The organism is Psychrobacter okhotskensis (assembly GCF_013248965.1).
GTDB classification, from domain to species: domain Bacteria; phylum Pseudomonadota; class Gammaproteobacteria; order Pseudomonadales; family Moraxellaceae; genus Psychrobacter; species Psychrobacter okhotskensis.
The window spans coordinates 46299-62138 of sequence record NZ_JABRVQ010000006.1 but is presented as its reverse complement, the minus strand read 5'-3'; the positions used below and the strand labels follow the sequence as shown (position 1 = coordinate 62138).

Below are 15840 nucleotides of genomic sequence, written 5' to 3'. Positions count from 1 at the left end.
GTTCGCTATGGTTTTCTATGGCTCTTTTACCTAGCGTCTCACCAATAAATTGTACCAAATTCAGATAAAATAAAGGATTATTTATGACGGATTATACCAATCTCAAGTTATCAATTGACGGTCACATTGCTACCGTAACACTGAATAACCCACCAGCCCATACGTGGACGATGGACAGTCTGCCAGCGCTCAAACAGCTGGTCACTGACCTCAATGCCAATGATGATGCTTATGCCTTAATTATTCATGGCGATGGCGAGAAATTCTTTTCAGCAGGTGCGGACTTAAATAATTTCTCAGACGGTGATAAAGGCCAAGCAATCAGCATGGCCATTGCTTTTGGTGAAGCGTTTGAAGCGCTATCAGCGTATCGCGGTGTCAGTATCGCAGTCATCAACGGCTATGCGATGGGCGGTGGACTTGAGTGTGCGCTGGCCTGTGATATCCGTATCGCAGAAGCGCATGCACAGATGGCCTTACCAGAGACCGGCGTGGGATTATTGCCATGCGCGGGCGGTACGCAGAATCTGCCTTTACTGGTTGGTGAAGGCTGGGCGAAGCGTATGATATTGTGCGGTGAGCGCGTCGATGCCGATACTGCATTACGCATTGGCTTAGTCGAAGAAGTCACGGCAAAAGGTGGAGGTTTATTAGCGGCACAAGCATTAGCGCAAAAAGTCGCTAAGCAATCACCCGTTGCTGTTAGTTATTCTAAACAGCTTATCCAAGCCGCAAGAAATACTCCGCCCGCACAAAACCTTATCCATGAGCGCGAAGCTTTTGTTAAGTTGTTTGATACCAAAGATCAGCGCGAAGGCGTGCAAGCGTTCTTAGAAAAGCGTAAACCCACTTGGCAAAATAAATAAGCCAAATTGAATCAGACTTAGCGTTAATATTCTTCCTTTTAATTTTTAGGTTACTTTTATGACAGCAGCGACGACAGCGACGGACGATACTAATAATCAAAATTCCGTAGAAAACATCACACAAGAAGCGCCAGTATTGTTCGATACTGAGCCGACAGAGTGTGGTCATCTTATTGGAATAATGACCTTAAACACGCCCAAATCTCTCAATGCACTCAGTGTTGAGATGTGTCAGTTATTAGCCCAGCAGCTAGAGCAGTGGCAAAATGACGATCAGATAGTGGCATTGGTATTAAAAGGAGCAGGCGACAAGGCGTTTTGTGCTGGCGGCGATATCCGTAAGCTGTATGACAGTATGTCTACCAGTGCGCCGCTACCGAACCCATATGCGACAGAGTTTTTTGGTCATGAGTATCGTCTTTATCGGCAGATGCATTTTTATCCAAAGCCATTAATACTCTGGGGTGACGGCATTATTATGGGTGGCGGCATGGGTTTGATGGCTGGCTGTAGTCATCGTTTGGTCACTGAGCGCACCCGCTTTGCTATGCCAGAAGTAACTATTGGACTGTTTCCTGATGCTTCTGGCAGTTGGTTTTTACAGCGCATGCCAGCTAAAACAGGTTTATTTTTAGGGCTAACAGGTGCGATGTGTAACGGCAATGACGCTTTATTATCTAATCTTGCAGAGTATGCCGTTGCCAGTAGTGATTATGATGCCATCATACAAAGCTTAAAACAGAGCGATTGGCAAGTGGCAGCAGGTAGCACCGATAAATGTCACAACAATAGCGCTCATAGTATCGTTAGCCGTGCGCTGGCAGCACAGCCAGTAGCCGAATTGCCTGCTAGCAAATTAGCGACATATTGGCATCCTATCCAGCAGTTGATGAACAGCGGCGGACTGGGCGATATCGATGCACTTTTACAAAGTGACGAAGCGCTGGCAAAGCTAGATACAGACTTTGCAGCAGACAGCTGGACGCAGCGGGCAGTAGATACGTACCGTCAAGGTTGCCCAGTTACTGTCGCTTTGACCTACGCGCTTTATCATAAAGTCACGGACTTATCGCTAGAACAAGTTCTGTATTTAGAGGCCAACGTAGCCGTACATTGTGCGGCCAATCCTGACTTTAAAGAAGGCGTACGTGCGCTACTAATTGATAAAGATCGCAATCCACAATGGTCGCGTTCATTAGCAGACTGTCTCAGTATCGAAGGGCAGGAATATATACATCAGCACTTTGTGAACCCTTATGCTAAAGGCGAGCATCCTTTGGGCGATTGGTTGGGTAATGAAGCTTTAGGCAGCCAGCTTGTGCGCTAAGAGCTTGTAAGCTCATTATAAGAATCAGGTATAAATTAAAAAACGTAAAACTATGTGTAGCACTGTCTGCATAAGCAATCATCAAGGAGCGATGAGATGGAAACAAAGGATTCAGGTTTAAGCAATAAAGACTCAAATAATACTGGCAAGCCAAATATAGCCTTTATTGGGCTTGGCAATATGGGCGCACCGATGGCAGAGAATTTATTAAAGGCAGGTTATATGCTCTCTGTCTATGATTTGTCTGAGGAGGCGACCCAGCGCTTGCAACAAGCAGGTGCCAGTGTGGCTGCTAGCCCTAAAAATGCTGCGAGCAATGCACAGGTTGTCATTAGCATGTTGCCTGCTGGCAAGCACGTCCATTCTGTCTATCTAGGTGAGAATGGGGCTGATGGCTTACTAGCAGAATTGCCCAAAGGTACATTGGTCATTGATAGCAGTACCATCGCGGCAGCTGATGCAAGATTGGTAGCAGAAGCTGCAAGTAAGCTTGGTATCGACTTCTTAGATGCGCCAGTCTCCGGCGGTACAGGCGGCGCCATCGCTGGTAGTTTAACCTTTATCGTCGGTGGTAGCGACGATGCGTTCGCCAAAGCTGAGCCCATACTAGCCGTTATGGGTAAAAACATCTTTCATGCAGGCGAGCACGGTGCTGGACAAGTCGCGAAAATCTGTAACAACATGCTGTTAGGCATTCTAATGGCGGGAACGGCAGAAGCAATTAACTTAGGGGTTAAGAACGGCCTTGACCCTAAAGTGCTATCAGATATTATGCTACAAAGCTCAGGTCGCAATTGGACATTAGAGGTCTATAACCCTTATCCGCAAGTAATGGAGAACGTGCCATCTAGCAATGGTTATAAAGGCGGCTTTATGAGTAAGCTCATGCAAAAAGATCTTAACCTTGCGATGCAAACGGCTAAAGATACCGATGTTGAAACCCCAATGGGAGCCAAAGCGACAGAACTTTATGAAGCACATACGGTAGACAACGGCGATAAGGACTTTTCTAGTATTATGGCGCGTCATGATAGCTCAGTACTATCTTAATGCTCTAAATGATTAAGTCTCTTAAGCAGTTTTGAATACTGTGGTTTAATGAAGTATTAAAAGACTGTTCTTGATAGTGCGACTAAGAAAAGTATAAAAATAGCCCTGCCCTGAAAGGCTGATGCTAAAATCACCCCAAACGTTGTTGTAAACCTAGCTAAGGTCTCGACATTATCGTCGGTTTACGCCTAGTTTGGGACGATTTTAGCAATCAGCAGTCCTAATATTTGAATGTTCAACAGACCCTAAGTTCATCTATCTATTACCTTCAATTTTGTAGCTCGTATACCAGCGTCTGAATATCCTTCGCCGCTGCCTGCAAACGCGGCACGTGTGTCATTAGCTCATCTAATGACACGCGGATGGTTGGGGCGTGAATATATAAGGAAGCCAAATAGCGTGATTTTTTATCCAAGACAGGCACCGAAACCGCTACCATCTCTGAGATAAACTCTTCATTATCGATACCGATACCCGTCTCAGCTATACGATCAAGCTCGGCATTTAGAGTATCAACGTCAGTGATCGTATTTTTGGTGAATTTGTCTAGCGGCAGTCCTTGGAGGATTTTGTTGCGACTGGTGGTGGACAATTGACTCAGGTACAGCTTACCTGTAGCGGTACACCACATCGGTGATTTTGCGCCCACTGGTAGATAAATCTGTAATGGCAGCGACGTTTGAGCGCGGTTGGTATAGAGCATATCCATGTGATAGGGAATAGCAATACCACAAGTTTCTTTGATCTCATCAACTAACTTGTGCAAGATCAGCTGTCGTTCATTAAAAAACTGGCGCTGTTGCCAGAGCTCGACACTTAGGTTGCGGACCCGCTTACCGGGTATAATACCGCCACCGATATCAACGGTCACAAACCCTTCATCAACCAAGTTCTGAATTAGTCGATGGATGGTGGGTTTTGGGATATCTAGCTCTTGCGACAGTTCAAGTGGAGAAAGAGGTTTGGAGGCATAGGACACCGCTTCGATAATCTCTAACACACGGGTAATCGACGATACTTTAGGCATAAAAATGGCTCAATAATAAAAAATAATAAGGCAGAGAACGTCAAAACGTTTTAATCGATGAGTCAAATACTGGTAAAGCTAAGACACGACTGAATAACTTTCTAATTTAGCATAATATCAGTCTCAGACAAGCAATAGTCGCACTATGTAGTCAATCCGCTATAAAAGAGTGACAGCGTTTACCCCACTTGAAGTATGATTGCTAATTCTGCACTCGGTTGCCTTTACTCTCTTTTAAATGGAATCAACAATAATTAGTTGAATTATTATTTAAACATAGGCTTGTCGTATGATTCCTGCTCAAAATGGTCTTAGGCCAAAAGCTGCAGGATAAGCAATAAAAGATACGTCAACTCACAAATCACAACAAACTGTAGTAATAAGCCATATAACTACTATTGAATTAGTTTCATGGCTCGTCCATCATAATGACATATTTTGTAATACCATTACATGAACATTAAGCCATTTAGTATTCGTGTCTGTGCTCTTAAGTTACTTTGAGAGCGTTGTGTAACTGGAAGCCGAAGTTTTGCTGGTTAGTGTAGTAATTATTACAATTTCTATGCAATCTTTACATAATGGCAAATAAAAAGCGCGTTTATAGGGGTGACTTTTTGAGCCAAAATTGTTTTAATCTGCTCAACAAAATGATGGTTTAAAAAAAGCTGAATTATCATTTTTTATGGGCGAGTTATTTCACACTTTAGGAGAGTAATTATGAAATTTATTAAACTATCTGCAATCTCTGCCGCTATTCTAGCGTCAACTGCGGCTTTAGCTGCTGAACCTGTTATCGTTGTTGACGAAGCTGATGCTGTTGTATACGAAGCTGAGCCTGTTGCAGTTGCCTATGAAGCTGAGCCTGCTAATGCTGGCATGATGGGCAAAACTGCGGGTGCTGTCCGTAACACGACTGGCGCTGTCGTCGGTGGTACTAAGACTCTCTTTAACACGGCTGTAAATCCAGCTGCTGTTAGTGCTGAGATCGGTACACTAGGTTATGGTGCCAACGTTGCTTGGGCATTGAATGATAAGGTTGAACTACAAGCTGGTTGGGCAGGTGGTGACGTATCTGATTTCAGTAGCAGCGTTACTGTAAAAGATGTCAAATATAAAATTGATGACGCAGACTTTAGCAACCCATACCTAGGCGTACAGCTACGTCCAGCTGGTAACTGGTTCACGGTTGGTGCTGGTATCATCGTACCTGATAACGACATCGACGTAAGTGCTGAAGGTAGAAATGATATCTTCAAAATTGGTAATGTTAGCTATAATGCTACAGATACTGGTAAGCTATCAGGTACGGTAGAGCATCGTAACAAGCTAGCGCCTTATGGTACTATTGGTTTCCGTCCAAATATCGGTAATAACTGGGGTGTGTTCGGTGAGATCGGTGCGGCCTATATGGGTAAAACAGACGCGACAGTTCGTGCAATTGGTGATGCTGATGAGTCTGTTGGATATATAAGTGGGTCAGAAACTGTTAAAAAGGCAGATAGTGATATTACACGTGGTGATGTTGCCGCTGCAGCACAGAAAGAGCTAGAAAGTAAAGATTGGTTAGAATGGTTCCCAATTGTTAAACTTGGTGCAACTTACCGTTTCTAATCTAATCACAGTCTAAGCACTGTATTTAGAGTAAGCAAAAAAAAGGCGGCCTTCGGGTCGTTTTTTTATTGTTTGGTTCATTATTTATTTTTCAACAGGACTCTAGAACGAGTTGTAGGTTGCAGTTACAATGTAACGCTCTAAATTCTTAGGAAAAAAGCATTTATTGATTTTTGTGTATAGTATAGCGAGCTGAAATGGATTCTTAAATCTGAGAGATAATGGGTGTTCTAAGCGTAATTAAAGCTCAATTTAGCAAAAAAATTAAATTTAAAAAGAATGATGCTGAGAGTGAGCCTAATGCATCAGCTCGTGTCACTGCCAATTTATTGACACGATTCTCCAGTAGCTGCCGCTGTGGCGGAATTAGTATTCCTGCGGAAAGGGTAGGAAAAATGTATAGATGTATCCAATGCAATAAGGAAACTATTAATAGCGGTTATAATTTACAACGTAGTAGCCTTGTGACGCCATCATCCAATTTATGCAAGCCATTTGTTAATATGGATTTTTATGCTGCTGCTGTTATGTTATTGAAAAATGATAAAAGAAAGCGACCCACGCTTAAGCAAATAAAATACCGTTTAAAAAATTAACTTACCTACTTTATAGGCATCAATCCATTGGTTGCTGCTCAAATTTTAGAGGTCTATAGCTTCTGTCTGATTTTAAGACAGCTGTTCTTATGGGTATGAGATAAGTGATGATCTTAAATATAAAATTTTAAATTTATAATCTCAAAAAACAACGACAGTTTGCTGCGACAATAAAACCGCAATGTGATAGTCAATCTTATCATCATTAATGATAATGACAGGTGATTTTTCACTCATTTTGTCAACCAAGCTGGGTAGTAAATAAGAGTAATCCATTCCCAGTCCTTGCGCCAATTTATACTGACGAATTTTGATAAAGCTTTCTTTTATTTGCCAAAAAAGCTTAGTCATGGTGCGGTTATCGCTTGCTGATAAGGTCTGTAAGGCAGCGATCTCATTAATATGATAAAAACGCTGTGCCACGTTCTGTGCCACCTCATTGGTTTCTATATCGATACCTACAGCGTGACATCGACTGATGGCCACTGCAATTTTATTATTAGAAGATTTATGGTTAGCATGCCGAAAGTCTGTATCACTATCTGTATGCCTATCGTTTTTATAACCCGCACCCGTATGGCTAAAACATACGTAATATTTACTGTTCATCAGTCGATACGGGAAGTCAGATTCATCTAAGGTGTCAGTGATTTCCAACTTATTAAGCAGTGCTTTTAATAGCAGCCGAACGCCTTTGCGTTGTTGCTGACGTTGGTTGTAAGCGATGTCCCGCACAGACAAATGACTTGGCGAGGTATGATGCTGCCCGTTAGCATCATGTAGCTGATGAAAATTCATATCCGGTATATTAAAAACGGATAAACATGCCGATTTACGCTTTGTTTCTCTAAGGTGTAAAGAGAGAGATTCGCTCACCTCTGCGGTAGCGCACCATGTCATCGGAGCAAGCTGAGTATATTTAACGTCTATTAACTGCAATTTTTGCATCATTATTATTCATTTTTTGCTTTTTGATATCCACTATCTTAACTGACTGAAATGCAAAAAGCCCAGTAATATGATATTACTGGGCTTTGATAAAGCGTATAAAGCTTTATGGATTATTGGCAGTTTACTTGATTTTAGTAAGACAACTCAGCACGGCGGTTTTGTGCATAGGCGTCTTCAGTATTGCCAGCCGCCGCAGGACGCTCTTCGCCATAGCTGATGACACGAATGTTATTTACAGCAACACCTTGAGCAGCAAGATAGTCACGTGCTGCTTGGGCACGGCGCTCACCAAGGGCGATATTGTATTCACGGCTACCGCGTTCATCGGTATGACCAGCGATCACGACACCAGCGGCTGGGTTTGAGCTTAACAAGCCTGCGTGTTGGTTCAACACACTGGCTGCTTGTGAGGTGATTTCACTGCTATCAAAGCCAAAGTAAACAACCGCTTGTAGGTTTTCAGCACCAGTAATAACGGCGTTTGAATTGTCTACAATAACAGCACCATTGTAGCCAGCTTGACCACCTGGGATACCTAGTGGTGCAACCACGACTTCAGAGGTAGCACGCTTGGTTGCACAACCTGTGGTAATGGCAACGGCGCTTGATAACACAGCGAGGACAGCGATCTTAGAGAAACTGATTGACATGACGAGCTCCTAAAATTTTAATTAGATTTGTTGTTTTAAACTGCTTACGATAAAACTTAGGCAATTACTATCTATCATATACTAAATGTTACTTTATGTAAGTAGTATTACTGTAAATAATCTGCAAATTACATAAGGTCTTTCATACTATTCAAACAACACGCGAATTTTTACCAACGATGTTTGCCCCAGTTTTCAGGATTGGCCCAATAATCTGCATTGAGCCAGTTTGGTAATTGCTTATAATCGTACAAATTAAATTGCCATAATGTTGGTAATGAGGCGTCTGGTAGGGAGTCATCTATAGCACTGCTGCCAGTTACTTTCACAGACGGTTCGTCTAAAATATCAAATGGCGTAAAGCCATAAGCTTTTAGGTCTATGGAGCTATCAAGTGCAATCAGTAGATGCGCGGCATAAAGATCGCGATAGCGCATGAGCAATGGAATATATTGTGGTAATAGCTCTGCTGATAAAGTGGGTAGCCAAAAGCAGGCGAGCTCATAACGTTCTGATAATTGCTGTTGCGTAAGTTCTGATAACGTTGATAAATGCATTTTTCCATTTTCATCAGCGTATTTTTTCAGTGTTGGCTGTAGGGCTAAACGCTCAGTTTTATCTTGCACTACCCACAGCAAATCAGAGCTATCATTGATTTGATCAAAAGTGATTTGATCAGCAGTGGTTTGTTCATTCGTGTCTGGTGACTTCACTTGTGTTGCTAATGATGGTAATAGTACATCAATATAATCTATTAAGAGTGGTAGGGTAATAGTTGCGCGATTAGCAGATTGTGTTGTCATTAATAAACCATTGATTGTTGGTGAGCTGTGTCTCTATTAAATCATTTTCATGGCGACTATCCAATGGATGATTGACGCTTTTGATCTTTGCCTCGGATGATAGGCGTAATAATCTTGAGGGTTGCTCTTGAAATCTGCTGGTTTAGGTCAATGTAGCTAAATGTCGCTATCATTCTAATGATCATAAAAATTGTGCATAATTGACGTCCCGCCCTAATGTGATTTACCCAAATTTTTACTATAAATAATAATAGGAATCCCTATGTCTACTGCTGAAACTGATGCTCAAATTATCAACCCTGAAATGCCAGATGTGCCGCCGCATGCACCGAGTAAGATCAACTTAAAAGATTATAAAAAACCAAGCTTTGATGTAGAAACGGTTGATTTAGATATTAAGCTATTTGAAGAATATGCTCAGGTAGACAGTACCCTGAAGATGGTGCGCCAAACCGCTGGGAACATTGTACTATTTGGTGAAGAGTTGGAACTGCTGGCTATTACCATGAATGGTCGTAAGTTATCAGATGCAGATTATCAGCAACAAGCCGGTAAACTTACCATCACTGATATACCTGATGAACTTGAGGAAATCACTTTAGAGATTCAAGTACGTATTTGTCCGCAGACCAATACCGCCCTTGAAGGGCTTTACATGGCAGGTAGCGGTGACGATACCATGTTTGTGACTCAATGCGAGCCAGAAGGCTTTCGCAAGATTACTTTTTATCCAGATCGCCCCGATGTACTCGCGATATTCACCACCCGTCTTGAGGCCGATAAGCGCTATCCGACGTTACTAGCCAATGGTAATTTGGTAGAGGCAGGTGAGGTTACTGGTGCGTCAGACCGTCATTATGCGATTTGGCATGATCCGACCAATAAGCCAAGCTATCTGTTTGCCTGTGTCGTCGCTGACTTAGATGTATTGACGGATTCTTATACCACTAGCGAAGGTCGAGGCGTTTTACTAGAAATATACGCCAAGTCTGCCGATATCGATAAGTGTGATGTCGGTATGCAAGCCCTAAAAGATTCGATGAAATGGGATGAGGTTAATTATGGCCGCGCTTATGATTTAGACCGCTATATGATTGTCGCCGTTAGTCAGTTTAATATGGGCGCAATGGAAAACAAGGGTCTGAATATCTTTAATACCGCTTGTGTGTTGTCTAGCCCTGAGACCACAACGGACTCGCGTAGCTTTAGTGTGAAAGCCATCATCGCGCACGAGTACTTCCATAACTGGACAGGCAATCGCATCACATGCCGCGATTGGTTCCAGCTGTGCTTGAAGGAAGGCTTTACTGTTTACCGCGATCAATCTTTTTCAGCCGATCAACAGTCAAGTGCCGTACAGCGTATTGATGATGTCGCGACTTTGCGTGCCCATCAGTTTGCTGAGGACGCAGGGCCGCTTGCACATCCTGTACGCCCTGAAAGTTTCGTCGAGATTAATAACTTTTACACGACGACCGTCTATGAAAAAGGCGCTGAAATCGTCCGTATGATTGCGAATACCTTGGGGGCAGATAACTTCCGTAAAGGTACGGATGAGTATTTCCGTCGTTACGATGGGCAAGCAGTTACCGTTGAGGACTTCTTGTCTGCGCTTAGTATTACTGATGATAAAATTGAAGATTTTATTGATTGGTATCGTCAACCTGGTACGCCAGTGGTGTCTGGTCACCAAGATTATGACAGCACCACGCAAACGTTAACCATTACTTTAAGTCAGCAAACCCGTCATGTTAGTGGTTTTGATGCGCCTAAACCTTTACCTATTCCCGTAGCGACCGCGCTATTTGACCAAGATTCTGGTGCTATCGTCGCCGAGCGTATGCTGCTACTCGATCAAGCCGCGCAAACCTTTACCTTTGAAAATGTGACTAGCGAACCAGTAGTATCATTGCTGCGTGACTTTAGTGCGCCAGTACAGCTTAATTATGACTATCAAGATGAAGATTTGGCATTCTTACTCAAGCATGAAACCAACGGCTTTAACCGCTGGCAAGTGACGCAAATGCTGGTCAATCGCATCTTGCTGCAAGGCCAAGGCGAGAAGAGCAACCCTGAAGTGTACCTACAAGCATTAGCGCAGACCTTGCCCGTGCTCGCAGCTGACGATGCGATGTTGGCGGCGCGTTTGCTTGATATTCCATCAGCGCAAGAGTTGGCTTCTGCTATTGCTGAAGATTATGATCCAGAGTTGGTCAAAGCGCAGCGTGAAGGCTTATATCAGCAAGTGGCAGAGATGCTAAAAGACCAATGGGCAGTACTTTATAAGCAGCTGCCCATGCAGTCTTATGAAGATAGCGCCGCCGCTCGTGGTACTCGTGCCTTGCGCAATGTGATATTAGACATGGCATTGACGGCTAACGTTGATGCTGCCAATGAATGGGCACAGCAGCAGTATGACAATGCCAGCTGTATGACGGAACGTTTTGGTGCATTAAAAGTGATGGTTAATCATCAATTGGCAGATGCGGATGCCTATTTGGCGGACTTTTATCAACGTTTCCAAGCAAATGACTTGGTTATCGATTTATGGTTTAGTGTGCAAGCATCAGCTGATACGGTCACTACTGAGGCTATCCAATCGTTGCTCACTCATACTGATTTTGATTGGAATACGCCCAATCGTGTGCGCTCAGTGATTAGCGCTTTTACCTCGCAGCCGACCGTCTTATGGACGGCAGAGGGTTTAGATATCTATATTGCTGTGATTAAAAAGTTGGATGATGCTAATCCTGTCTTAGCATCGCGCTTGTTGCAGGTGCTGGCGCGCTGGAATACCTTGGCTGAGCCACGTCGTCAGATGGCGCATGATAAGCTGTTAGATTTGCAGCAAGCCGTGTCTTCTAAACACGTGCTCGAAAGCTTAACGAGCGTACTAGGCGCAGCAAGTGAGTAGGACGGTTAGCTTAAGGCCTGTCCTCAAATTTATAAGCTGAAGTATAAAAAAAGCCCGTTTGACATTAATTATGTCAAACGGGCTTTTTGCTGAGTGGCCTAATAACGATTCATTATGACCAATCGCTATTAACGGTTAGGCAATACATCTTTTACCATGTCACGTAGATTGTATAGCGCAGTGACTGTGCTATCCCAATCTAAGCAACCATCGGTGATAGACTTGCCATACTCAAGCTGGCTCAAGTCAGCAGTTAGCTTTTGACTGCCGCCTTTAAGATGACTCTCAACCATCATGCCGATGATGGATTTGTTACCATTTTGGATTTGCTCGGCGACGTTATTAATAACCATCGGCTGCAAATACGGGTCTTTACCTGAGTTGGCGTGACTTGAGTCAATCATAATCTTGCTGTTGGTTTTACCTTTTGCTAGCTCATTTTCCACTTGCGCAACAGCAGTTTCATCATAGTTAGGCTTGCCATTACCACCGCGTAGTACCACGTGTGCGTAAGGGTTGCCTTTAGATTTGATGATAGAGACTTTGCCATCTGAGGATAACCCTAAGAAGCTATGACCTTCTTTAACCGCTTGCATGGCGTTAACCGCAACTGTCATACCGCCGTCCGTACCGTTTTTGAAACCAACTGGGCATGATAATCCAGAGCTCATTTCGCGATGCGTTTGGCTCTCAGTGGTACGTGCGCCGATTGCTGACCAGCTGATTAAATCCTGCATGTACTGCGGGGTATTTGGATCCAACGCTTCAGTCGCGCAAGGTAAGCCTTTCTCATTCAAATCAAGCAATAGCTTACGAGCGGTACGCAGACCTTTTTCAATATCGAAGCTGTCATTCATGTCAGGGTCGTTGATCATACCCTTCCAGCCGACCGTGGTACGCGGTTTTTCAAAATAAACGCGCATCACAACGAATATGCTGTCTTCGATCTCTTTTGCCAATGCAGCTAAGCGATCGGCATATTCGTGAGCGGCTTTGATATCGTGGATAGAGCAAGGGCCGATGACCACAAACAGACGCTTATCTTTACCATCCAAAATATCTTGGATCGTATTACGCCCTTTTAGGACGGTTTTATAGGCTTCGTCTGATAAAGGTAGCTCAGTTTTTAGCTCAGCGGGGGTGATCAAGGGAATGAATTTTTCAATATTCACGTCATCAATATCTGCATTATTGGTAGCTGGTGTTGTCATGATTATATATCGTCTAGCTGATTTATAGGAATAATCATTATGAGGACAAAAGTGCTGGTTGACAAGGGCAGTCGCGCAGTTAATTGACTGATAACTGGAATGTGCAAACCAAAACTTCGTTATACTTAACAACACTCAGCCCTAAACTGGGATTTTTAAACATCAGCTTACTGCGCATTTTTTTGCGTATAAAAGCTTCTTTTGGTGTTTATCAGCCAACTATGCTGGACTTTTATAAGCTAATTTCGCTATTTGTACCATGGTGACGTATGATGACAACATAAATGATATAACGCTACAATAGTAGTGAGGCAAGCGCTTGCAGCCATTAGCGCGGTGTTACTCACTCGGTGTGCTATATTTTATAATAATGCTATTTTTGTTCATAATAATTGTACCCATTGTCATTCTTCATATTGAGAGCTTGTTATGACCGATTCTGCTACTTCCCATAAACATACTGACTTTATTGATCAGACAGATACCAATCAGCAGATGCCTGAATTTAAGACGGCACCACTGGTTATTGGTATTGTCGCAGGTGAGGTGTCAGGTGACAGTTTGGGGGCAGATTTTATGCAGCAGATGAATAACCTGCGTGATGATATCGTTTGGGTAGGCGTTGGTGGTACTAAGATGCAAGCGCAAGGATTGCAAAGTATTTTTCCACTAGAACGTCTGGCAGTGATGGGCTTGGTGGAAGTCATGGCGCAATTGCCTGACTTACTTAAAGCGCGCCGCGAGTTATTGAGCGCCTTCAAAATCGCTGATATCAATTGGTTTATCGGCATTGATGCGCCTGATTTTAATCTACGAGTCGCCAAAAAGTTAAAGCCAAAAGGCGTGTTTTGTGTACAGTACGTTAGCCCCTCTATTTGGGCATGGCGCGAGTCGCGTATTCATAATATTAAAGCGGCGACCGACCTTGTACTCTGTCTATTTCCGTTTGAGCTGCCAGTATATGAGCGCCACAATCATCCAGCGATATGTGTGGGTCATCCTTTGTTACGTACTATTGATCAGACCTTGATAGAGACGCCTATCAATCAGAGGCGCAGTGAGTTGGTCTGGCACAACGATGGTTTGCAGCAGTTTTTTATCGAGCGGTTCGATGATGTCAGCCAGCTTATTTGTGTGATGCCAGGCTCTCGGCGCGGGGAGATAACGGCTATTTTACCTCTTATGCTGGATGGTATTCAAAAGTTAATATTACTAGATCCGAAGCTGTGTTTTATCATTCCAACGGTCGATCAAAACCATCAGTATATCGTCCAAGACGTCATTGATCGACGATCAGAGCAATTGCGTGCCGCTATCGTGGTGGTCTATGACGACAGCCAGCCAGCGTTTAGTCAGCAGGCTATGGCTGCCTCGGATCTGGTGATGCTAGCATCTGGCACGGCAACCCTTGAGGCGATGCTGCTTGAGCGCCCAATGGTGGTGGTGTATCAATTAAATCAGCTGACCTATCAGATTGCCAAGCGTCTGGTCAAAGTCCCTTATGTGGCACTGCCCAATATTTTAGCCGACACCGCCATCGTCCCTGAGCTGATACAGGAGCAGGCGAGTGGTGATAATATTTGCCGCACCGTCATGCGTCTGTTGCAACCGCGTGCTTATGCAGAACAATTAAAAGCGCTTGTCGCTACCAAGCAGCTATTGCAGCAGCAAAGCAATCATGAGCCTGCTAATAGCGTGATTGATCAATGGTTTATGCAAAACCAGCATAAATCCTAAGGGATAATTGCGCATTATTTATCTTTAACACCTAAATCAATAAGACCACAAAAAATCATGAGCATTCAGAACAACCCTACAGATAGTATTATTCCGATTGACAAAAAAATCCAACAGATTGATATAAAATCCCAGTGCATTGATTTAGCCGAACCTATCCATTTATATGGGCAAGTGAATGTGACTAAGCTGCTCGCTGAATATGGGATAAATGAAGAGCCACACTTAAATACACAACAGCATGTAGAACGCTCAACGCTGCACAGCTCAACGCTGCAAATAGGTGTTGATGAAGCAGGGCGCGGACCACTTTTAGGTAGCGTTAATGTGGCCGCAGCGATACTGCCTGCCACGTGGTCAGGATTGATTGAAGAACAACCCTTAAAAGACACACCTTTATCCATACTGACGGATTCTAAGCAGTTGAGTGAGAAAAAACGCGATATTCTTTATCCATTGGTGCAGCAAAATGCTGTGGGTTTTATCATCGCTGAAATACCAGCAGCGGTCATCGATCAGGTGAATATTTTGCAAGCAACGATGCTCGGTATGCGCTTATGCACTGAAGGATTGTTAGAGGCTATCGCTGAGCATCTTGCCACATCTATGCTGACATTTGAGGTTTTGTTCGACGGAAATCGCTGTCCTCAAGTAAACAATACCAAGCTCGCTGAATTAGGCATAGATCACTCTGCGATTGATTGCCAAGCATGGGTAAAAGGGGATGCGCGTCATACCAGTATCGCCGCAGCCAGTATATTGGCAAAAGTCAGCCGTGATACTGGTATGTATACACTCGATGCTCAGCATCCTGAATATGGGATTGCCAAACATAAAGGCTATCCAACCAAAGCGCATATGGAAGCGATTCAACAGTATGGGGTGCTGCCCGAGCATAGACGTAGCTTTGCACCAGTGCGAAAGGCGTTGGAGAGTTAAAGACAAATGGAGAATTGCTTATTTATATAAATAGCCTAAGCAGAAATTATTTATCAATTTAAAAAAACATCCCTTAGTCAAAAATGAATGGTTTTTTGAGATTATGTGTATTAAGTTTTCATGTTTTATTAAATGACATTTGAATCGTTATTCGA

General features: G+C 43.4%; 13 protein-coding genes. 8 read left to right on the top strand and 5 right to left on the bottom strand.

Annotated elements, in window-relative coordinates:
- The first annotated feature begins 83 nt into the window (after window positions 1-83).
- The 3 genes from HQR03_RS04670 to mmsB all read left to right on the top strand — a co-directional run bounded on the left by HQR03_RS04670 (window position 84) and on the right by mmsB (window position 3243).
- Entirely contained in the window at window positions 84-866 is a 783-nt protein-coding gene (locus HQR03_RS04670) for an enoyl-CoA hydratase (RefSeq protein ID WP_173239321.1), read from the top strand.
- Between the two features lie 58 nt (window positions 867-924).
- A complete protein-coding gene (locus tag HQR03_RS04665; protein ID WP_244951979.1) occupies window positions 925-2193 on the top strand; it encodes an enoyl-CoA hydratase/isomerase family protein in 1269 nt (422 codons plus the stop codon).
- A 96-nt stretch (window positions 2194-2289) separates the two neighbouring features.
- Window positions 2290-3243, top strand: a complete 954-nt coding sequence (gene mmsB / locus HQR03_RS04660) for a 3-hydroxyisobutyrate dehydrogenase (RefSeq protein ID WP_173239320.1) — start codon at window positions 2290-2292, stop codon at window positions 3241-3243.
- 268 nt (window positions 3244-3511) lie between these two features.
- Here the strand turns inward: mmsB and HQR03_RS04655 are convergent, their stop codons facing one another.
- Window positions 3512-4270 (bottom strand): IclR family transcriptional regulator, encoded by a 759-nt coding sequence (locus HQR03_RS04655; protein WP_173239319.1) that lies wholly within the window; start codon window positions 4268-4270, stop codon window positions 3512-3514.
- A gap of 720 nt (window positions 4271-4990) precedes the next feature.
- Here HQR03_RS04655 and HQR03_RS04650 point away from each other — a divergent pair.
- Window positions 4991-5884: a hypothetical protein gene (locus HQR03_RS04650; protein WP_173239318.1), complete on the top strand. Its 894-nt coding sequence runs from the start codon at window positions 4991-4993 to the stop codon at window positions 5882-5884.
- Window positions 5885-6105: 221 nt separating this feature from the next.
- Complete coding sequence (locus HQR03_RS04645; RefSeq protein ID WP_173239317.1) at window positions 6106-6480, top strand: hypothetical protein; 375 nt, start codon at window positions 6106-6108, stop codon at window positions 6478-6480.
- Between the two features lie 141 nt (window positions 6481-6621).
- On the opposite strand, the gene HQR03_RS04640 is transcribed toward HQR03_RS04645, so the two are convergent.
- The 3 genes from HQR03_RS04640 to HQR03_RS04630 form a co-directional block, all read right to left on the bottom strand.
- Window positions 6622-7431 (bottom strand): 4'-phosphopantetheinyl transferase family protein, encoded by an 810-nt coding sequence (locus tag HQR03_RS04640; RefSeq protein WP_173239316.1) that lies wholly within the window; start codon window positions 7429-7431, stop codon window positions 6622-6624.
- A 131-nt stretch (window positions 7432-7562) separates the two neighbouring features.
- A complete protein-coding gene (pal, locus tag HQR03_RS04635; RefSeq protein WP_025650635.1) occupies window positions 7563-8081 on the bottom strand; it encodes a peptidoglycan-associated lipoprotein Pal in 519 nt (172 codons plus the stop codon).
- A gap of 170 nt (window positions 8082-8251) precedes the next feature.
- Window positions 8252-8884 (bottom strand): DUF6231 family protein, encoded by a 633-nt coding sequence (locus tag HQR03_RS04630; RefSeq protein ID WP_173239315.1) that lies wholly within the window; start codon window positions 8882-8884, stop codon window positions 8252-8254.
- A 304-nt stretch (window positions 8885-9188) separates the two neighbouring features.
- On the opposite strand from HQR03_RS04630, the gene pepN reads away from it, so the two are divergent.
- The gene (gene pepN, locus HQR03_RS04625) at window positions 9189-11798 is read left to right on the top strand and encodes an aminopeptidase N (RefSeq protein WP_173239372.1); all 2610 of its coding nucleotides are present in this window, start codon (window positions 9189-9191) and stop codon (window positions 11796-11798) included.
- Between the two features lie 128 nt (window positions 11799-11926).
- Here pepN and HQR03_RS04620 read toward each other — a convergent pair whose 3' ends face one another.
- Window positions 11927-13009, bottom strand: coding sequence for a 3-deoxy-7-phosphoheptulonate synthase (locus tag HQR03_RS04620; protein ID WP_173239314.1), 1083 nt, complete (start codon window positions 13007-13009; stop codon window positions 11927-11929).
- A gap of 495 nt (window positions 13010-13504) precedes the next feature.
- Here HQR03_RS04620 and lpxB point away from each other — a divergent pair, with 495 nt between their 5' ends.
- Window positions 13505-14746: a lipid-A-disaccharide synthase gene (gene lpxB / locus HQR03_RS04615; protein WP_173239371.1), complete on the top strand. Its 1242-nt coding sequence runs from the start codon at window positions 13505-13507 to the stop codon at window positions 14744-14746.
- A gap of 57 nt (window positions 14747-14803) precedes the next feature.
- A complete protein-coding gene (locus HQR03_RS04610; RefSeq protein WP_173239313.1) occupies window positions 14804-15685 on the top strand; it encodes a ribonuclease HII in 882 nt (293 codons plus the stop codon).
- Window positions 15686-15840: the final 155 nt, after the last annotated feature.